Annotated in this window: 24 protein-coding genes; all 24 read left to right on the plus strand. The window is 32.0% G+C overall.

Annotation, left to right across the window (positions count from 1 at the left end):
• Positions 1 to 137: 137 nt before the first annotated feature.
• The 24 genes from B8T70_RS13230 (at position 138) to B8T70_RS13345 (ending at position 21322) form a co-directional block, all read left to right on the plus strand.
• The gene (locus B8T70_RS13230) at positions 138 to 395 is read left to right on the plus strand and encodes a hypothetical protein (RefSeq protein WP_039118059.1); all 258 of its coding nucleotides are present in this window, start codon (positions 138 to 140) and stop codon (positions 393 to 395) included.
• 208 nt (positions 396 to 603) lie between these two features.
• Entirely contained in the window at positions 604 to 1518 is a 915-nt protein-coding gene (locus B8T70_RS13235) for a bestrophin family protein (RefSeq protein WP_086895144.1), read from the plus strand.
• Between the two features lie 361 nt (positions 1519 to 1879).
• The gene (locus B8T70_RS24115) at positions 1880 to 5548 is read left to right on the plus strand and encodes a PKD domain-containing protein (protein WP_086895145.1); all 3669 of its coding nucleotides are present in this window, start codon (positions 1880 to 1882) and stop codon (positions 5546 to 5548) included.
• Positions 5549 to 5720: 172 nt separating this feature from the next.
• Positions 5721 to 7880, plus strand: a complete 2160-nt coding sequence (locus tag B8T70_RS13245) for a DPP IV N-terminal domain-containing protein (protein ID WP_039112320.1) — start codon at positions 5721 to 5723, stop codon at positions 7878 to 7880.
• Between the two features lie 354 nt (positions 7881 to 8234).
• Positions 8235 to 8612: a hypothetical protein gene (locus B8T70_RS13250; RefSeq protein WP_039112321.1), complete on the plus strand. Its 378-nt coding sequence runs from the start codon at positions 8235 to 8237 to the stop codon at positions 8610 to 8612.
• Positions 8613 to 8644: 32 nt separating this feature from the next.
• Positions 8645 to 8839: a hypothetical protein gene (locus tag B8T70_RS13255; RefSeq protein ID WP_086895146.1), complete on the plus strand. Its 195-nt coding sequence runs from the start codon at positions 8645 to 8647 to the stop codon at positions 8837 to 8839.
• 23 nt (positions 8840 to 8862) lie between these two features.
• Positions 8863 to 9399, plus strand: a complete 537-nt coding sequence (locus B8T70_RS13260; protein WP_086895147.1) for a GNAT family N-acetyltransferase — start codon at positions 8863 to 8865, stop codon at positions 9397 to 9399.
• A 35-nt stretch (positions 9400 to 9434) separates the two neighbouring features.
• On the plus strand, positions 9435 to 9995 hold the full coding sequence (locus B8T70_RS13265) for a hypothetical protein (protein WP_086895148.1): 561 nt from the start codon (positions 9435 to 9437) through the stop codon (positions 9993 to 9995).
• A gap of 70 nt (positions 9996 to 10065) precedes the next feature.
• A complete protein-coding gene (locus B8T70_RS13270) occupies positions 10066 to 10986 on the plus strand; it encodes an AraC family transcriptional regulator (RefSeq protein ID WP_086895149.1) in 921 nt (306 codons plus the stop codon).
• Between the two features lie 70 nt (positions 10987 to 11056).
• Positions 11057 to 11257: a hypothetical protein gene (locus tag B8T70_RS13275; protein ID WP_039118067.1), complete on the plus strand. Its 201-nt coding sequence runs from the start codon at positions 11057 to 11059 to the stop codon at positions 11255 to 11257.
• A gap of 41 nt (positions 11258 to 11298) precedes the next feature.
• Positions 11299 to 11871: a pentapeptide repeat-containing protein gene (locus tag B8T70_RS13280; protein ID WP_086895150.1), complete on the plus strand. Its 573-nt coding sequence runs from the start codon at positions 11299 to 11301 to the stop codon at positions 11869 to 11871.
• 104 nt (positions 11872 to 11975) lie between these two features.
• Positions 11976 to 13115, plus strand: a complete 1140-nt coding sequence (locus B8T70_RS13285; RefSeq protein ID WP_086895151.1) for an AraC family transcriptional regulator — start codon at positions 11976 to 11978, stop codon at positions 13113 to 13115.
• Between the two features lie 194 nt (positions 13116 to 13309).
• Complete coding sequence (locus B8T70_RS13290) at positions 13310 to 14137, plus strand: aspartyl protease family protein (protein WP_086895152.1); 828 nt, start codon at positions 13310 to 13312, stop codon at positions 14135 to 14137.
• A gap of 96 nt (positions 14138 to 14233) precedes the next feature.
• Positions 14234 to 14782 carry a hypothetical protein gene (locus B8T70_RS13295; RefSeq protein ID WP_039118069.1) on the plus strand — a complete coding sequence of 183 codons (549 nt, stop codon included), beginning with the start codon at positions 14234 to 14236 and terminating at the stop codon, positions 14780 to 14782.
• Between the two features lie 40 nt (positions 14783 to 14822).
• Positions 14823 to 15659: a hypothetical protein gene (locus tag B8T70_RS13300; protein WP_086895153.1), complete on the plus strand. Its 837-nt coding sequence runs from the start codon at positions 14823 to 14825 to the stop codon at positions 15657 to 15659.
• Between the two features lie 20 nt (positions 15660 to 15679).
• A complete protein-coding gene (locus B8T70_RS13305; RefSeq protein ID WP_086895154.1) occupies positions 15680 to 16210 on the plus strand; it encodes a hypothetical protein in 531 nt (176 codons plus the stop codon).
• 51 nt (positions 16211 to 16261) lie between these two features.
• The gene (locus B8T70_RS13310) at positions 16262 to 17188 is read left to right on the plus strand and encodes an alpha/beta hydrolase (RefSeq protein ID WP_086895155.1); all 927 of its coding nucleotides are present in this window, start codon (positions 16262 to 16264) and stop codon (positions 17186 to 17188) included.
• Positions 17189 to 17275: 87 nt separating this feature from the next.
• On the plus strand, positions 17276 to 17803 hold the full coding sequence (locus B8T70_RS13315) for a MepB family protein (RefSeq protein ID WP_086895156.1): 528 nt from the start codon (positions 17276 to 17278) through the stop codon (positions 17801 to 17803).
• Positions 17804 to 17882: 79 nt separating this feature from the next.
• A complete protein-coding gene (locus B8T70_RS13320; RefSeq protein WP_039118074.1) occupies positions 17883 to 18515 on the plus strand; it encodes a LysE family translocator in 633 nt (210 codons plus the stop codon).
• Positions 18516 to 18575: 60 nt separating this feature from the next.
• The gene (locus B8T70_RS13325; protein ID WP_086895157.1) at positions 18576 to 18764 is read left to right on the plus strand and encodes a hypothetical protein; all 189 of its coding nucleotides are present in this window, start codon (positions 18576 to 18578) and stop codon (positions 18762 to 18764) included.
• Between the two features lie 81 nt (positions 18765 to 18845).
• Positions 18846 to 19526, plus strand: a complete 681-nt coding sequence (locus B8T70_RS13330) for a GNAT family N-acetyltransferase (protein ID WP_086895158.1) — start codon at positions 18846 to 18848, stop codon at positions 19524 to 19526.
• A 12-nt stretch (positions 19527 to 19538) separates the two neighbouring features.
• Complete coding sequence (locus tag B8T70_RS13335) at positions 19539 to 20024, plus strand: damage-inducible protein DinB (protein WP_086895159.1); 486 nt, start codon at positions 19539 to 19541, stop codon at positions 20022 to 20024.
• Between the two features lie 10 nt (positions 20025 to 20034).
• The gene (locus B8T70_RS13340; protein ID WP_086895160.1) at positions 20035 to 20916 is read left to right on the plus strand and encodes an alpha/beta hydrolase; all 882 of its coding nucleotides are present in this window, start codon (positions 20035 to 20037) and stop codon (positions 20914 to 20916) included.
• A gap of 43 nt (positions 20917 to 20959) precedes the next feature.
• Positions 20960 to 21322 carry a hypothetical protein gene (locus B8T70_RS13345; RefSeq protein WP_086895161.1) on the plus strand — a complete coding sequence of 121 codons (363 nt, stop codon included), beginning with the start codon at positions 20960 to 20962 and terminating at the stop codon, positions 21320 to 21322.
• Positions 21323 to 21347 lie beyond the last annotated feature (25 nt).

The following is a 21347-nucleotide window of genomic DNA, read 5'->3' on the forward strand; positions in this document are numbered from 1 at the left end:
CTAATATCGCTGAATCTATATGAAGCCTCTCTTAAACTTCATGTTCAGAAGGTAAATTAAAGCTCCTCATCTTTTGCATGACTGCAAAAAAAACCAAAAAAAACAGCATTTTGCAAACTAAGTAATTTACAAACAACATGGATATAGTTAAATTTAAAATCACGTCTAAGACGATAAAAGTAGAAGTACGCAACTCTAATAATTATATTTTTAATTTCAATACTGCTTTAGAGATTGAAAAAGAAGACAAAGAAGTTTTATTAAGACTTTACAATGCATTAGATCTTCTTTTTAAGAAAGAAATCGCTACCGAGACAAAAAATTACATTGCACCCAATCAAACTAATATACTTGATCAGATTTCTGCTGCTGATAATTTAGAACAGGAGAAATAAAATAGTATCGAATAAAGCTTAGCAGAAAGAATTATCAAAATACTCCTTAAACAATTATTGTTTAAGGTTCTTTTTCTTTTGATAATACTTCAAAAGCTACAATCACACCTACATACCTTAAATACTACATAGCTACTTACCAAAAATTTGAGAGATACAATCAGGGATATAATTATTACTTTTGTAGTAACAAAATTGATTTCACCCAATGATTATAAAGAAAAAAGGCAATTGGTTTAAAATGTTGTTCGAATGGAATGGTTCCGTTTTACCTCAACTTATGCCGAGATTAATACTATTGTTATTGTTTTCGATATTGGTGGTGTATTTCAAACCTTTTTTATTAGAACATAATCTACATATTAATCCTGCTATATTTACTTTATTTGGAATTGCGCTGGCTATCTTTTTAGGTTTTCGTAATAACGTTAGCTACGACAGATTCTGGGAAGGCAGAAAACTTTGGGGAGCATTACTTAACGACACCAGATCATTGGCTCGACAAAGTCATTCATTAATAGACAATGACTATAATGAGAAACGTGACCAATTTATCAATTTACTTATTGCTTTCGTTTACGCATTAAAACACCAACTCAGACATACTGATTCTAGCGACGACATGAGTCGTCTTCTTTCTAAAGAATTTGCAAATACCTTAAAAGAAGTTCATTTTAAACCCATCATTATTTTAAGGGAATTAGGGAACTGGGTTAAGGATGCAAAAAAAGAAGGCAAACTAGATAGTATAACCCAATTGGCATTTGAAGAAAACCTGAACAAACTTTCGGATATCGTAGGTGGTTGCGAAAGAATTGCCAGTACTCCTATTCCTTATACTTATAGTGTATTACTACATCGAACAGTTTATATATACTGCTTTATATTGCCTTTTGGTTTTGTAGAAACATTAGGCTGGATTACTCCATTTGCAATCGTGTTTATTGCCTATACATTTGTAGCCTTAGAAGCAATCGCAGATGAACTAGAAGATCCTTTTGGTCTACAACCTAACGATTTGGCTCTGGATACCATGTCGCAAATGATAGAAAACACGCTTTTGGAATTAAATAACAAAAAGATAACTCCACAAAATAATTCCAACGATTATTACATTACCTAAAAACTGGTATCTATCCCTCAATTAAAAAAAATATTCCGATTAGTAATCTAGAATGTAGCAAAATCCTATCAGGCATCATACTACCTTGCGTTTCCTGTATATTTTTACCACAAAAAATACGAATCACTTTAAAAAATAACCAATATATTAACACCTAAACATATTTTTTAACATTAAACCAGATAATATACCATTATTTAATGTTAATATAATATAAATGTGCCACAACTCACTACTGTACTTTTATCAAAAAAAATATTTAGCTCAAGATTAAGACCACGACATTAGATCAATTTTTAATTTAAAAAATAGAAATTGACACTACAGGATCTAAGCTAATTACAAATTAACCTAAATTTTTATGAAAAAAAATTACTTAGTATTTGTGTTTTTACTGCTCTTCGCATTAAACACTTCTGCACAAACAATTATGGGATGCGGAACCAATTTATCTCAAAAAGAGCAAGATCTATTTAGACAATCTTTGCCAAAAATTGAAACTGCAAAAAAAGCTGGATTAACCAAGAAAAAGGACGCTGCTCCTTATATTATACCAGTAGTATTTCATATCCTAAATGACGGATCTAATATTGGGAAAACATTTACCAAAGCCCAAATGCAAAGCCGAATTAATGATGCAATCGATGTTTGCAACAAAGATTTTAATGGTTTATACCCTGCTTACAATACTGTAGACCCACGTTTTGAAGCTATAAAAAGCAAAATGAACATTCAATTTGTTCTAGCTACAGTTGACCCAGATGGTAATTTATTAGAAACTCCCGGAATGAACTGGCATCCAGAAGCACATATTGTCGATGGATACGATTCGAAGATTTATAATTATATGTACTACGGTAAAAACGGAAAGTATTACTTAGACATAGTTGTTGTTGACGAACCTAACCCAGCTGATGGTGTTTATGGTTCTGGACATGCTTTTTTGCCTGTACAAGATGTTATTCCTCACGTAACTTATAATCATAGATATATTGGTACTACGGGTGGATCTGATGCTAATTTCCAATTTGCTAAAGAAATGTCTCATGAGTTTGGACATTATTTTGGTTTGCAACATACTTTTCAGAATGGTTGCGACCCAATTAACGATGGTATGGCAGATACTCCACCAACAACACAGGGATTTGGTTGTAATTTGTCGGCTGTAAATAGCTGCGGAGTTATTGCAAACTATCAAAATTTAATGGATTATAATGTAGATTGTCAATCTATGTTTACCAAAGACCAAACTAATGCGATGACTTATTGGCTAGACGATATGACTGTAGCCAAATATCCCAGAGGCTTTTTATGGCAAAACAGTAATTTAGCTTCTGTGGGAGTTATTAGTACTGCACCAATAGCTCAACTTACAGCAAGTACAACTGCTATTTGTGCTAATAAAAGCATAACTTTTAAAGATGTTTCTCTTGGATTACCTACTTCCAGATCCTGGACTTTTATCGGAGGGTCACCAGCTACATCTACAGCAGTTAACCCAACAGTTACCTATACAACACCAGGAATTTATCCTGTTTCACTTACTGCTACTAACGCATTAGGAAGCGATACCAAAACGGTTACCAGCTATATAAAAGTTGACCAAAGATCTACAGTAAACTTAACGGAGAATTTTTCGGGAGCTTTTCCTCCAGACGGATGGGCTATTACAAATCCTGATGCAGGTTTAGCGTGGGAAAAACGTAAAGATGTTGGCAATGGAGATTCAGCATGTATGATTATGAATAATGCTGATAATGCTGTCGTTGGCGAACTGGATTACATACAACTTCCTTATTATAATTTTACAAATGGAGTAAATAGTCAACTCTATTTTGATGTTGCTTACACAAAATTTGATGATATAAGTCCAGACGTTCTTGAGGTAGAAGTTTCTACCGATTGTGGGGCAAGTTGGACATCTGTATATTCTAAAACACATACCGATCTTCAAACTACAACTACACCTATAACGCTTCCGAATAACTGGATTCCGAGTACACCTGAAAATTGGAGAAAAGAAATCGTTAATCTTAGTGCTTATATAGGAAATCCAAATGTTACAATTCGTTTTAAAAACAAATCAGGTTATGGAACCCGCATTTGGATAGACAATGTAAATGTAGCTATTACTCAAAGTCTTACTCCTATATCTGATTTTTCTGCTGCTGTAACCAAAACAAATTGCGCAAGTTTAGTTGTTCCACTTAAAGATACCTCAACAGGAAACCCTACAAGTTGGTCATGGTCTTTCCCAGGTGGGATTCCTGCAACCTCAACAGCACAAAATCCAATAGTAACATATACTACAAATGGTTCTTATAATGTTACTTTAACAACTACAAATCCATCTGGTACAGGAACTTCAGTTACCAAATTAAACTTTATTACAGTAACTACTCCTGTAAGCGCTTCGTTTACAGAAACCTTCGAAGGAACTTTTCCTCCAGCTGGATGGGAAGTCACTAACCTAAATAACAATCTAACATGGGAAAAAAGTACTGCTGCTGGCAGAAATTCTTCCTCTTGTATGATTATAAACAATGCCGATAATGCTGCAGGAGATGTAGATGAAATTACATTGAAACCATTAAACTTAGCTGTTGGTGCAACTGATTTCTCTTTTGATGTTGCTTATGCGAAATTTGATACAGATAGTCCTGATCTTCTAAATATTTTGATTTCCAAAGATTGTGGAACCACTTGGACACCTTTATACTCTAAAACTCATACGGTACTAGAAACTGCCACAAGTACAAATCCTAATAATTGGGTTCCAACATCAGATTCTGATTGGAGAACTGAAAGAATTTCATTAACAGCTTTTAAAGGAAACCCTAACGTTCTGATTAAATTTGTGAATACATCTGGTTATGGTGCGAGAATTTGGATTGATAATTTGAAATTTACTTTTGATAGTAAAGAAAAACCATATACTGATTTTAAAATTACAAGTTCAATGATTTGTAGTGATTTACCAGTTCAATTTTCAGATACTTCTTTTGGTGAGCCAACTTCATGGTTATGGTCTTTTCCAGGAGGAACACCAGCAACTTCTACAAGCAAGAATCCAGCTGTAGTATATAATACTCCAGGTGATTATAATGTTACTTTAGTTACTACTAATACTTACGGACAAGGTACAACCATGCTAAAAACAAGCGCAGTAACAATAAAAGGTAAAAATACTTTACCTGTTACTGAGAATTTTAATGATGCTTTCCCTCAGCAAGACTGGCAAGTTCTAAATTTAAATGCAGATCCTATTACTTGGGAACAACGCACCGATGTAGGTAAAGGAGATTTGACTTGTTTAGTTATCAATAATGCTGATGCTCCAACAGGAATGGTCGATGAGTTAATTTTAAAATCAATGGATTTTACAACAGCTGACAAACCTCATTTGCATTTTGATCTTGGATACACACAGTATTTAAGTGTTTTTGACCCTGCTCCTGCCCCAGATCAGATCGATATTTTGGTTTCATCAGATTGCGGTGTTAATTGGACAAATGTATATTCTAAGAATCAATTGCAATTGCAAACTGTATTGCCTCCTATTCAGGATGACCCTGCTACTACGCAAGCAAATGAAACTAATGACTGGAAGCCAACACAAGATTCTGATTGGAGAAGCGAAACTGTAGATTTAAGTGTTGTAAAAAACCAATCGAGTGTTCTAGTTAAGATAAGAAACACATCGGGTTATGGTACCAGAGTTTGGTTTGACAATTTCAAAATCAACAACAGTCCAACATTAAATGTAAAAGAAAATAAAATCGAGGGAGTTGTGGTATATCCTAATCCATCGAAAGATTTATTTACTGTATATATTCCTTCATTAGATCAAGAAGAATACGAAGCTTCTGTTTATAGCGTTACGGGACAATTAATATTAAGTACAACATCATCAAAAATTAAATCAAATGATATAACAATTGATTTATCTGGAAAAGTAAATGGTGTTTACATTTTAAAAATTAAATCGTCAAGCGGAAAAACAATAATAAGTAAATTAATAAAGGAATAGCAAAAATGTGAATCAAGGGGTCAAACAACACAACTACTAATTAAGATTAAACCTAACAGATTTAAAAACCCGTTAGGTTTATATAAAAATTCAACTCTTGATTCGCATTAATCATTAATTTTATAGCGCTATAACCATAGCGCTATTATTAATCTAAAATTACATAAGTATAATGAAAAAGCATTTTCTACTATTATTATTAATCTGCTCGAGTGTTTTTGCTCAGGAAAGTATTGATATTAATCAGTTAAATTGGTTGCCTAACTCACACTCATTTTGGGTAAACTCACAAGGAAACGTAGTTGTTTATGATGTTGATAAACTAAACCAAAACACTACTATTTTAACTCAGGAGCAGTTACAAAAATCTGGCTTTACGGGTGAAATAGAACAATTGGTTTGGAACCAAAACAAAACAAAAGTATTGGTCTATACTAATTCTAAGAAAGTTTGGAGAGCTAATACCAAAGGAGATTATTGGTTTTTTGATCTTGCAACTGGTAAAGGAAAGCAACTTGGTACTAGCTTAGAAAAGTCATCCTTAATGTTTGCTAAGTTTTCTAATGATAATGAGAACGTAGCCTATGTTTCGCAACATAACATTTATCTGGAAAATCTAGTTACTGGAAAAATAACTCCGCTAACAACCGATGGAACTGATAAAATCATCAACGGAACTTTTGATTGGGTTTATGAAGAAGAACTTGCAGCTCGAGATGGTTTTAGATGGAGTCCAGATGGAAAAAGCATTTCGTTTTGGCGTGTAGATGCATCCCAAACAAAATTTCATTTAATGATAAACAATACCGATGCACTATACCCTTTTACAGTTCCGGTAGAATATCCTAAAGCTGGTGAAAAACCATCATCTGTAAAAATTGGGGTAATCGATATTACTTCATTAAAAACAAATTGGTTAAATATTCCTGGCGAACCAGACAACAACTATTTGGTTAGAATGGAATGGATCAACAATCAAAATGTAATGGTTGTTCAGTTAAACAGACTTCAAAACCAAGCTTCTATTTATACTTGTGATGCAAAGTCTGGAACAGCTAATTTAATCTATCAAGAAAAATCAGAATCATGGATTGATGTTTTTGACATCTCTTCGGGAGAATACGATGTTTTTCCTTGTCAGTTTGTAGATAACGGAAAAGCTTTTTTATGGAGCTCAGATGCTGATGGTTGGATGCATATTTATAAAATTAGTGCCGATGGTAAAAAGAAAGAATTAATTACCACCGAAAATTTCGACGCTTATTATAAAGCATATAATCAGGAAACAAAATCTATCTATTATATTGCCAGTCCTACAGATGCAACACAACGCTATTTGTATGAAACCAATTTGAATACCAAGAAAACAAAACGCATTACTCCTAAAGAATTTGAAGGAACAAATGAATATCGTTTTTCTACTGATGGTAAATATGCCAAACATACAAACTCTAACATTAATCGTGATTACAACATACGCTTAGTTGCTTTACCTAGTCATAAAAAAATATTACCACAAACAGCTGATTCTTTTGTAGCTCCGGATCGTAATTATTCTTTAGAAAAATTTAAAGTTACTACTGTAGATGGTATCGAAATGGACGGAATAATGGCTAAACCATTAAACTTTGATCCTAATAAAAAATATCCTGTGTTTTTTTATGTTTATGGTGAGCCAATGGCTTCTGTAGCAAATGACGAACCATATTTTTATCCGTACATCGCCTATTTAATTCCAGAAGGATATATAGGAATTGCTATGGATAACCGAGGAACTCCTGTAATGAAAGGTACAAAATGGAGAAAATCGATTTATAAAAACATCGGAATCGTAAATACTCGTGATCAAGCCATGGCTGCCAAAGAGGTTTTAAAATGGAAATTTATCGATACTGATAGAGTTGCCATTCACGGATGGAGCGGCGGTGGAGCAGTAACATTAAATTTAATGTTTCAATATCCTGAAATTTACAAAACAGGAATTGCAGTTGCTGCTGTAACCGATCAGCATTTTTATGACAACATTTATACAGAAAGATATATGGGATTGCCTAGCGAAAACGAAGCAACTTATGTTAAAGCATCACCAGTAACTCACGCCAAAAACCTAAAAGGAAACTTATTATACGTTCATGGAACAGGCGATGATAACGTACATTATAAAAACGCCGAAGTTTTAATTAACGAATTAGTTAAATACGATAAAATGTTCGACTTGATGATTTATCCTAATCGTTCGCACAGTATATCCGAAGGTGAAGGAACAAGAAAACATCTTTTAGATACCTTTATGAAATACATAAGAGAGAACTCTCCTCCAGGAGCAAAATAATTCAAAGACATTTTAACTTGTCATCTTTCTCAGTCTTGTCATTCTTAGGAATGGTGAGGCTGAGTTTTTTTTTTAGAAAGGCTCAAAGGTTCAGAGAAGCAAAGGTACAAAGGTTTTAAGCCACAGAGGTGCTACGATTCTATCGTATTTTGCATAGCCCACGGTTTCAACCGTGGGATACGGATTGTGATAATGCATTGCGCTCCAACGGTTGAAACCGTTGGCAATGTTTATATTCGCCAGTTCGCTATCGCTCGTGTATTCCTGTGTCAGATAGGCACATTTGAAGAAATTCTTGATAAATATTTATATATTAGCTGAAGAAATAGATTCCTCGAATATAAGACTATTATCATGATCAAAAGAGAAAAAGCAATTCAGAATTACATTGAGGGTTATAACCAATTTGATATCGATAAAATGATTTCAGACTTTGATGAAGCTATAATCTTTGAGAATATTCAAGGTAGCGAAACAAATATGTCTTTAACTGGCTTAACCTCTTTTAAACAGCAAGCGGAACAGGCAAAAGCTTATTTCTCGAGCCGAACACAAACCATAACATCTTTTAAACATTTAGAAAACGAAACCGAAATAGAGATTAACTACTTTGCTATTTTAGGAATGGACTTTCCTAATGGACTCAAAAAAGGACAAGAATTGAATTTAAAAGGGAAATCAATCTTTGAATTTTCTGGTGACAAAATTTCTAAATTAACAGATATAAGCTAACATTCCATGAACAACAAAAAAACAACCAACTTATGAGTATTTACAAAAAAATAGGAATTGGTTTTATTATAAATGGTATAATAATGTTTCTTATAACTGGAGCATTGTTTAGCTATATGGGAACAATAACTCCATTAATAAAACTTATTGCCGAAATATCTTTTATATGTTGGGTTCCTTCAATAATTTTAGGAATATCTATGATAGTAATAAAAAGAAATAAATAAAATAATACTTCACCCCATCAATCATGACCATAAACATAGACCAAAACCTAAAACTCGAGTTAATTTACGAGAATCATGCGCAACCAATCTTTGATCTTGTTGATGCTAACAGAACTCATTTAAGAGAATGGTTACCATTTGTAGACAGAATGCAAACAGTTGAATTTGCAGAGAATTTTGTAAAAGGGACAATGCAACGAAACAAAGACGGAAATGAGTATGCTTTTGTTATTGTTGATAATGAAAAAGTTATAGGAAGAATTGGCGTTTATAAAATTGATGGTCAGAATAAAATTGGAGAAATCGGATATTGGCTTGCCGAAAACCTACAAGGAAAAGGGATTATAACTAAATCTTGTAAAGCAATTATTAACTTTGGTTTTTCGGGTTTGCAATTAAACCGAATCGAAATAAAATGCGGAACCGAGAACTTTAAAAGCAAAACAATCCCAGAAAAACTTAACTTTACCAAGGAAGGCATTATTCGCCAAGGAGAATTACTTTACGATAAATTTATCGACTTGAATTTATATTCACTTCTTAAATCTGATGTCGAGTAAAACATCTTAGTCCATCCAAAAACAAAATTCATAAAATGAAAAATATAAAATTTACAAAACTCATTCTTCTTTTTAGCCTCATCACATTAGTTTCATGTAGTGAACCAGTAACTATTGATGAATTTGCCATCGAAATTACAAATAGCATTAAAGATAAAGATGCAGAAGATTTGTATTCTTTGTTTATATCTCCCAAAGAAAATGCTGCTTATGGTTTTGTAAATGGTACAATAACTCCTGAGGAATCTTCGAGATTAAAATCTAATGAGGATTTAATAAAGTTAATTGTTAGAAAAGGAAAACAAAGAAAACCGGAAGATATCAAACGTATAAATCAGTTTATTTCGGAGGCGCACGCTTTATTTAATTGGGAAAACATCAAATTGGTTAAAACAGAATCTACTTTAGTAGAAACTAAAAAAGTTAATACCATAAGAAATAAAGTAACTATTGAGGCTGCTACTTATGACTTAAAAATCATAATCGAATTAAATGATAATAAAGTATATCATTTAAAAGTAAACAAAGCAATGAAAGTAAATGATCGTTGGGTAATCTTCCCTACGAATGGTTTTGGGATTGAAATTGAGAAATAAGTAAACAAGAAACCTATTTTTAATTCCTATTTTCGCTGAGTAAAATTTACTACGAATACTAAACAGGAAAATGAAAGCGAAAAAAGAGGAAGATATAAAAACCTATGGTGCAAAAGATTTTCGGGATAAGTTCCTTGAATCTGAAAATACTGTAGAACATCTCTTTAAATCAAATTCAGAACATTTTTTTTGCTTGAGGCTTGAAGATGTAAATCAACTAAAATATCCTGTACCTCCATCCAAACACATTTGCCATACGTTACTTTTTATCACTTCTGGAGTTCACAAATTAAAAGTTGGATTTGAAGAATATACTACCAAGGAAAATGAAATGATACTCGTTCCTGCCGGACAGATTTACTCGATAGATTTTATGAGTAAAAAGATAACTGGTATTATATGTCAGTTTCATCAGGATATCCTAATTGGGAAATATGGTAATCGGGAAATGCTAAATGATTTTGATTTTCTAAAGGTTTGGGGAAATCCTACTATAAATTTCCAAAAACAAGAAGCTGGATTTATTTCGAACTTATTAAATCGTTTACTTATTGAATATACCGAAACTGGAGGTACTAATCTGGATATTATACAACCATACCTTATTGCTTTACTTTTCGAAATAAACAAGAACGCCGTAAAAACCAATAAAACCCTTACGGCAGCAACTACACTTACAACTAAGTTTAAAGAACTTATTTATTTACATATAAAAACCCAACATCAGGTAAGTTATTATGCCTCGATTCTGAATATCACTCCAAATCATTTAAACAAATCGGTTAAATCAGTCACAGGAAAATCGCCTACAAAATGGATAGACGAAACAATCCTACTAGAAGCCAAATACTTATTATACCAAACCAATCTTACCATTAACGAAATTGCAATACAGGTAGGGCATTATGATCAATCGTACTTTAGTCGTATCTTCAAAAAACACGAAGGCGTCACTCCTATTGAGTATCGAAAAATGATTGATAAATCCTAACTCCTGCTTATTGAATCCTAATAGAATTGTCTCTTTATTATTGACATTTGCAAACTAAAAAAAGCAAATAATGATTTACGTTTTCAAAACTTCGGTAAACACAGAATCGAAATTAGAATCGGCTACAACAATCCTTAACGAATTATTACCAGACGCAAAGTGGAATTTTGACCTTGAAGATTGGGACAATATTTTAAGAATTGATAGTGAAGCCGATATAGTCGAAATGATACTAAACAACCATGTTTTTGATTGTATCGAATTAGAATAAATATCGCATTTGCAACAATTAACTTTCATCATCAATTTATTATGGACACATTACTTCAACAAGGCAAGACATTTGAAAACATCGATTACTCAGAAAAGAAATTAGTTGATTTCGAATTTTTCAATTGCGATTTTATAAACTGCAACTTTTCAAAAAGCGATTTAGGCAATAATGATTTTATAGATTGTAACTTTAAAAACTGTAATTTCTCATTGGCAACATTACGAAACACAGGATTGAAAAACATTAAATTTACTGATTGCAAATTAATGGGATTAGACTTTAGTGACAGTAATGCCTTTTTATTCTCCATGAACTTTCAGGGTTGTATCCTGGACTACTCTACTTTTTTACAAAGAAAATTAAAGAAAACAAACTTCTTCGATTGTTCTCTAAAAGATGTAGATTTCTCCGAAGCCGATTTGACTCAAGCTGTATTTAAAAACTGCGACCTTTCGAACGCAACATTTGCACGAAGTATTCTTGAGAAAGCCGATTTTCGCACTGCAAAAAACTATTCTTTCGACCCAGAAGAAAACAGAGTCAAAAATGCAAAATTCTCCCGTCTGGAACTTGCAGGATTATTAGAGAAATTCAATCTAGATATTGAGTAAATCTAAGATTGAATTAGGAATATTGGTATTGTAGTAGAGTCTCATTTTTATTTGTATTTTCGTTTCATTGAAACATATAAAATAACAATTCAGAAGAACACCAAATGGATAATCCTGATTATTTAAAAATCATCGCTTTAATTGCTGTTTTTGTTTTACTACTTCTTATCTTTTTTTTACTAACAGTAAAAACAAAAAACAAGCTATCAAATCGAATTTTTGCAAGTTATTTAATCCTTACTGTTATCGATACTAGCGGGTTCTTTATTGCAGATAACATTACAAATAATCATCCAAATTTAGAAATTTTCAGGTGGACACTTTACCTATTATGCATCCCATTATTCTATTTGTATGTACAATCGATTTGTTATACCGATTTCCGATTAAAGCTTACACATTTATTACATGCTATTCCCTTTGCAATCCTAAATCTAGTTTTAATTCCAAGGATATATCTAACAAGTAATTTCGAAAAAAAATATTTTTTCAAACACCATTACGAGACAAGCGAAATGGTGTTTTTTCAGTCTCTTATCGAGATCCAATATTTACTTTACATCATTGCCATTTTCATACTTTTAAGAAAGTACCGTAAAATTTATTTTGAAAATTACACAAACTCAAACACAGCAGCATACAAATGGCTATTCCAAATGACAGTTATTTTTGCACTTGCCCATTACTTTGCTACTTTCAAAAATCTTTTAAGATATACCGATTACCATAAACTTTTAATCTTCGCTAATGAATGTATGGGCATTATAGCTTTATTACTAACATGTTGGTTTGTCTTGAAAGCATTGAACTATCCAGAACTATTTAGAGGTATCGATTCAAAATTGCAATTAGCAAAAGATTTTATTCCTAAAACAATTATTTCAAAAAATCATGAAACTGCTCTTATTGCTTCACAAATAACAGCCTTAAAAAAATACATGATGGATAAAAAACCATATCTGGACCAATCGCTTACAATACAAGATCTCGCAAATCAGACTAATATTCCTGTACGTGAATTATCAATCCTGATTAATTTGCATATGCAACAACATTTTTTTGATTTTGTAAACCAATATCGCATCGAGAATGCAATGGAAATTTTAAGAAATCATTCCAAAAGTGAATTAACCGTTTTGGAAATCTTATACAAAGTAGGTTTCAATTCTAAATCTTCTTTTAACACTGCATTTAAAAAGCATACTTCAATAACTCCTTCAGAATACAGAAACAGCTCATCATAAATAGCTTATAAATAATCGGACATTATTAAAAAGAAAGTCGGACAAAATATTTTCATACTATTTGGTTCGACTTTTTTTTGTCGGTCGTTTTTCTAAAATATCCAAACCAAATTTGTCTCAAATAAAAAACAGACAATATTGTCAGAAATGGGATATGCTGAAAACCAAGTTTAGAGTAAGCAAAATATTAGATTATGAAAACAAACAAAAAAGTATTTTGCATGCTGTTCTTTCTAGGCAGCATTATGGTGAGTTTTGCACAAGATACAATACCACTTAAAACTTACATCGAAAACATGAAAACAGTAGATGTTATCATAAAAGAAAAAAAATACAATTTCCTTTTTGATACTGGCGGAGCAGAAACTCTTATTTCTCCTGAGATTGCAAATCTATTAAACAAAAGCATCTACGGAAGTTCAACAGGATTTAGGATGAATGGTGAAATTATAAAAGCACAGAAAAGTGATAACATATCACTTACAATTGGCAATACAACTTTATTTCACCCTACAGTTGGCGTTTGGGACATTATGAGCATCTTACCAAAAGAATTCCCTAAAATTGATGGTATTATCTCTCTTAAATCTTTTAGCAATGATATTTTAACCATTGATCTTTCTAAAAATATTTTAATTATCGAAAATAGTACTTCCGCTAAAAAGAGTATCAAAGGAAAACATCTTTTGCCAACCCGATTTGCTAATGGCTTAGAAGGTTCTGAATTAAATATTTTTATTCGAGTTCCAAAAAACAATCATTTTTATTGGTTCCTGTTTGACTCTGGCAACAGCGGCCCATTACTACTCTCTAATGAAAGTGCTCTAATTTGGGAGCTAAAACCCGAAAACAATGCTATCGAATTAACTGATCCTAAATCTGAATTCATAATTGGTAAAAATATACTTAAAGCAAAACCATTTACAAGAAATATAATCTATGATGGTGTGCTAAATTTTGAATCCATCAGTAAATATATTTTCACAATAGACTTTAAGAAGAAGGAAGTCTGGATTAATTAAAAGGTATTTACAAAATCGTTTTCAATAGATAGTAATTCTAATAGAATCTCGTTTTAATTTCTATTTTTGTTTAGTGGTAAATAATAAAACGCAAATATGAAGAAATACTACTTATTACTAATCTTAACAATTATAAGCTGCAACAATTCAACGAAAGTTATTCCAAAAGAAGATATTGCTTCAAAAAAAGAATTGAAAAAATTCTACGAATCTGATAAAATTGACCATTACTATTTGGACATTTCAGAAGATAAAATCATTGATATTCTATGTATTAAAAACGGGACTAAAGACGAAAAAAATCTAGGCCAACTATTAGCTGGTCATTATCCTGATTCTATCTCAGAACCTAACTTTGAATCCGATTTAAAAAAATTCCATTTTGTAAAGCAAGAACTAAATGGAGAAAAGAGAAAAGAAGTGGAAAATATTTTTAGTCAAAAAGATTCATTACAGAATGTATATTCTTCCTGTATTCCTGAATATCGCGATATCTTTATTTTCAAAAGAAAAGATTCTATAATCGGAATAGCAAAAGTTTGTTTTGGATGTGGTATTTCTCAATTCATAGGAACTAAAGTAGATACCGAAGGATTCGGATTAAATACTGAATTAGATAAACTCGAGAAAATCATTCGAAATTAGAAGTAAATAAAAAATAGTTAACGGAGAATCATAAAGCCAGATGAACGAAAAAACAACTGTAGACAACGCCATTAAAAAAGGTAAATGGTTAATTAATTACCCCGCACGAACAATATTATTTACATCAATTTTTATTGCTATTTTTCTTCAAACTCAAAACATCGTAACAGGTTGGTTAATTATACCAATTGTATATATCCTTCCTTTTTTCTTAGCTTGCTTATATTGGTGCCTTACAATTACCAAGTGGAGGATTTGGGCGTTTACAAACGTTAGAAATGTTCATGAATTAAAAAAAAGAGCTATTCAGGAAAGACTAATTGGCACTGATAACAGTATTTATCAAAAAGCAGAAATAAAAAGTCCCGGAGATAAAAAGAAATGGGATTCGTTACTATTAAAATTTGAAAAGGAAGATGTATTTCAAGACAACATATTTATCCCAAAACAAACTATAATTTTTTATTCCAAAAGCAAAAATTCAATCCAAATGCTTTTAGGTATTTCGAGTATTATCCTTGGTGGCTACTTACTATTTAATTCAAGAAGCCTGCCTTTAGGAATACTATTAACATTTGCAGGTCTTTATTTAACTTACAAAGAATTCAGAGAAGTTATAAATACTACACCTCAGATAATTTTAAATGAAAAAGGTATAGAAACCATAAAAACAAAGTTTCACAATTGGGAATCTATAAAGAACGAAGAAGCAATCTGTGAGGGCTTTGGAAAAAACAGACATTATTATTTAGTCTACGATTATCCTGGTGGGAGAGAATATTTGCAAATAGATAGTTATACTACAAATATGAAATCTCTAAATAAGTTATTGATATTATACAGAGGTCGATCAAAACAAATAAATAATTCGATTTAACCAACAGTAAACTCCCAAAAATGATATTTATAATTAATTCTAAAAATACAAATCTCATAACACTTGAGGAACTTTCTGTTACCGAATGGGCTGAAAAATTGGATAAATTTGTTAGATATACAGCTTTTATAGATGACAACGAACTCATAAAACAGCTTACTTATGAGTACAATCTTAATCGCAGCCAGATTGAAGAAATTAAAAAATGTCTTGAAAACGAAAAGATAAAATCTCATCGTTATTCATGTACCAAATACGAGCATTTTAAAATTGAGCCAGTTTATTTGGAGATAAAAAAGGTAAAAGGAAAACTAATTTATTGGAAAGATTGGGATTATATTTTTGAGAAACGAGATAACGATTACTTTCTTTGGTGTTTTCTAGGAGGATTTGCCGATGCACAACGAGAGATAAAACTGAGTGAAGAACACATCAAAAAGTATAAAGAAAAAGGTCTTGCACAAATAGATTATTTAATAGACAATCTAAGAAAGCTACACAACTCCGAAGAATATGAACTTGCAATAACCGAGAATAGAAAGATAATGTAAATCGTTCTTTCTGATATTTTCCTTATATTTCAAGTTCTATTTTACAACTTCATGAAACAATTACTTTTAACTCTTTATTTACTTGTCGGAATGTCTAACTCTCAATATGCCCAAAATGTTATCCCTTTATATAACGGTAAAATCCCAAACGCTAAAGAAATTGCAGACTTAACAGATTCCGTTATGGTTTATGACACTGGTGCAAAAAAAATCACAGTAATTACAAGAGTCGCTACTCCAGACCTCACTGTTTTTCTTCCCGAAAAAAATAAAGCTACAGGAATTGCTGTAATTATTTGTCCTGGTGGTGGCTATTCGGGCGTGGCAATTGATCATGAAGGTTATGCTATTGCAAAAAAACTAAACGAAAGCGGAATAGCAGGATTTGTATTAAAATACCGCTTACCGATTGCAAAATACGTCGAAAACAAAGAAATCGTTCCTTTGCAAGATGCACAACGTGCCATTGAGTTGGTAAGAGAAAATGCCAAAAAATGGGGAATAAATCCAAACAAAATTGGAATTCAGGGTAGTTCTGCCGGAGGACATTTGGCTGCAACTGTGGGAACACATTATACCAAATCATATATCGACAATCCGTTAAAAACCAATTTGCGTCCCGACTTTATAATTCTTACTTATCCTGTTATTAGTATGACAGATAGTTTAACACATATGGGATCCAGAAATAATTTGCTTGGCAAAGACGCATCTCCCGAGGAAATTAAAGAATACTCGAATGAATTGCATGTAACACCAAATACTCCTCCTTCATTTATTACTCATGCCATAGATGATCCTGATGTTATAGTACAAAACTCGCTTGTATTTATTGCTGCTTTGCAAAAAAACAAAGTCCCAGTAGAATCTTTCTTTTATGCCAAAGGTGGTCATGGTTTTGGGATGGATAATCCTACCAGCGATGTACAATGGATTGATAACTGTATTGATTGGATTTTGAAAACCAATAAAAAATAACCCCTCCAATAATTTAAACGGAAATAAAAACTAAACGACTTAGGTAGTTTAAATTTTATATAATCCTCCGAAATCTAATAAGAAAGCATGACAACCTCAACCATTTGGTCTACAAATACGATTCATAAAGATTTGCTTGAAGCAAAAGAACTACTATACGATACTTGCAACTTAGAATGTTCGCAACCTATAGCCGAAGCAGAAAGTGCCGATTATGGCGCTTACACTTTTAAAATAAACAATCAGGCTGTTATATACCGTGTGGCAAAAATTACCCCAACAAAAGTGGGACAATTTGTTACGTTGTGGAAAAGAAGCCTAAAAGGTCCTATTGCTTCTTTTGAGATTACAGATGATATCGATTTATTTATTGTAAGCACTAGAAATGGTTCTCACTTTGGACAATTTATTTTCCCGAAATCGATACTACACCAAAAAGGAATTTTATCTGATGATAAGAAAGAAGGCAAACGTGCCATTCGTGTATATCCGCCTTGGGATAGCACAACAAGTAAACAAGCACAGAAAACACAACAATGGCAATTAGATTATTTTGTTGCCCTACCGAGCGATAAACCTGTAGATTTGGATTTAATAAAAAAATTAATTTCGTGATAAATAAATTCATATTTTAGCTAATGCTTAAAACTTAAGCTAGAAACAAAATCAATTATTAATACTAAAAACGATAGCCATGACAGGAATAGAAAGCTTAGGAACATTTATAATAGCAGCAACAATTGTAGTTATTACTCCTGGAATCGACACTATCATGGTATTAACAAGAAGTATTTCTCTAGGCAAAAAAGCAGGATTATATTCGGCATTAGGTGTTAGTTTAGGACTAATCGTTCATACACTTGCAGCTACATTTGGGCTTTCGCTCATTCTGGCACAATCGGCACTGGCATTTAGCATAGTTAAATATTTAGGTGCTGCCTATTTATTTTATCTGGGCTATAAATCGCTTACCGCAAAAGCAGATCAAACGGAAATAAAATCTATTGAAGTTAAAAATACCGCTAACAGAAAGTTATTTTTCACAGCACTTTTAAGCGATGTTCTAAATCCTAAAATTGCAATTTTCTTCTTAGCATTTTTACCACAATTTGTAAAAAGTTCAGAGATAAACAATCCTGTTCCATACTTATTACTAGGGTTCATCATCTTTATCATAACCTTAATATGGTGTTCATTTTTGGCATTAATGGGAAGTAACGTTGCAACACTTTTTAATAAAAACAAAAATGCCGAAAGTCGATTAAATAAAATGACTGGAATTGTTTTCATCTTGCTTGGCTTAAAAGTCGCACTTACAAAAAGATGATTTTAACGAATTGTTACCTTTCTAAGTAAATTCATTTAAAATCAATTTAAAGAACACGATATGAAAAAGATTTCCAGATTACTCTTGTTTTTAGCAGCTGTAGGTTTAGTTACCGGAGCAGTGATTAAGCTTCAAGGTTTTAAAAACATTGGAGATGCATTTCTTGGTGTATCAACTCTCATTTGGTTCTACATTATTGGTTCTTTTATTTATGAAAGAGCAAAGAAAGGTAAACTAAAGACAAACTAAATATTCAGAAACATCTATTCAATCTTTAGACAAAAGCATACAATAATAAACGCTCGAAGTAATTCTGGCACTACCAAACATATGAATACCGATTACACAAAATTAGACAATCCCGCTTGGTATTCTTTATCTGAAACGCACCAGGAATTTTCAATAAATTACAATAATATCAAATTTTATAATCCTGATTATTGCCCTTTTGGAGGATTTATAATCCTTGAAAATATTTCAGAATCTATTGATGAATATTCGAAATTAACAAATGGCTTTTTTATAGTTGGTGAGAAACCTCAACTTTCAGATCAACTTGAATTGAAAAACGAATTGGTATGTTTGCAAATGATTATCCATGACCGAATAGATGTTGAAATAAAAGAAAACATCGTTGCTCTTACAACTAGCGAACACATTGACGCTTTATTTGAACTGGTTAGTTTGGTTCAACCTGGTTATTTTAAAAGAAAAACTGCTTTACTAGGCAATTATTTCGGAATATTTAAAGACGATAAACTTATTGCAGTTACAGGCGAACGTATGAAAATGGATGATTTCACTGAGGTAAGTGCTATCGTTACACATCCCGAATATACAGGACAAGGTTATGCCAAACAATTAATTGCTCACGCCGTAAACAATATTTTCAACCAAAATAAAGCACCATATTTACACGTAGTCGAAAGTAATATTGGGGCTATAAAACTATATGAAAAGCTAGGATTCTCAACCAGACGTAAAATGAGCCTTTGGCATATTTCAAAATAAATAATTTATAATATGACAAAAACTTATAGACAAGGAGCTAGTGGCGCATTACTTGATGAATATGAACGGACAATCATAGATTTACAAAATACAATTTTGGACATTTCAGATGCTGAACTTATAACTATTGTAGACAACCAAACAACAGACGATAGCTGTAAATCAATCCAGACCATTTTATCTCACGTTGTTTGTTCAGGTTATGCTTATGCTATTTATATTCGAAGATTTAAAGGGGAATCGATAGATTTTCGAGATGAAATATTTCATACTTCTATACATGATTATACCAATCCTTTAAATGATTCCTTTGTTTTTATGGTGAATTCCTTTAAAGACATAAACGACAATCAACTTGAGGAATCAGATAACGCTAAAAAACTAAAAACTTCTTGGGGGCAAATTTACGATATCGAACAAATCATGGAACATGCCATTGTGCATGTCTTGAGACACCGCCGCCAAATCGAAAAATATAAAATAATCGTACGCCAATAATCCACCTTTCATGAAAAAAATATTCTACCTCTTTACCTTTCTTATAGTATCAAGTCAGAATTTTGCTCAAACTAAAAACAAACAAGATACAGACGAAAGTCAGCCGATAGTTCTTGGAATTACAGATAAATTAAAATCGGCAGAGCTTGGCGAGACAAGAACAATAAACATATACTTACCCGAAGGATACGATAAAAAAGACAACACAAAATATCCAGTTATATACATTCTGGATGGTGGTGTCAAAGAAGACTTTATTCATATTACAGGAATCGTACGATTTAATACCCAATCATGGATTGCCAGATTCCCTAAATCTATTGTTGTAGGGATAGAGAATACAAACCGAAGACGCGATTTTACATTTGCCGTTCCCAATTTGGACTTTGTTGAAAAAATGGGATTCAAGAAAAAAAGCTTCCCTCAATATGGTGGTTCTGATAAATACATTGCTTTTCTAGAAAAAGAACTCCAACCTTATATCGATAAAAAGTTCAATACAAGTAATCACAAAACTATTATCGGAGAATCATTGGCAGGACTTCTGGCAACCGAAATTTTATTAAAACACCGAAATTTATTTGACAACTATATAATCATCGCTCCAAGTTTATGGTGGGGAGATCAATCATTATTAGCAGAAGCTCCTAAATTGCTTAAAGCAAAAGATAACAAACCTGTACTAGTATATATTGCTGCTTGCAATAAAGAAGAAGATAAAACAATGTATGATGATGCCGTTTCATTAAGCGAAATGCTAAAGCAAAATGGCGAAAAGAATACTAAAGTGTATTATGACTATATCCAAAACGAAATTCACTCGACAGTAATACATCAAGGTGTTTACAATGCTTTTAAAGCTTTTTATCCTAAAACTATTTACGAGAAATAAAATCAAAGAATATTAATTACACAGAATACACTAACAACCTTATATGAATATTAATAAAAAAAGGACTCTAAATAAGAAGAATATCTTTCTTATTATTCTGTTTGCGTTCCTTACTGTTTTATTCTTCACGCCTCTTTTAGGAAATATATTTTCTTTAGTTATCGAGAAAGAATACTTTATCCCGAAGCAATCTTCTATTTTTACTTTTAATGAAACTGTGCGTAATGATGGTTCTAGTGACGTGTGGAGGTATGGAGAAGATTCTAATAATTATTACTTTAACTTAAGTGATACTAATAATAATGTGCTTGTTTTCCCAAAAACCAATATCAGTAACTGCTCGGGATTTAATCCTGAAGATGTAACTACTTGGTGTGGATTGAAAGTGCCAAAGACTGAGCTTTAATATTAGCTCTATAACACATAGACTA

This window comes from Flavobacterium sp. AJR (genome assembly GCF_002156885.1).
In the GTDB taxonomy this organism is placed as follows: Bacteria; Bacteroidota; Bacteroidia; order Flavobacteriales; family Flavobacteriaceae; genus Flavobacterium.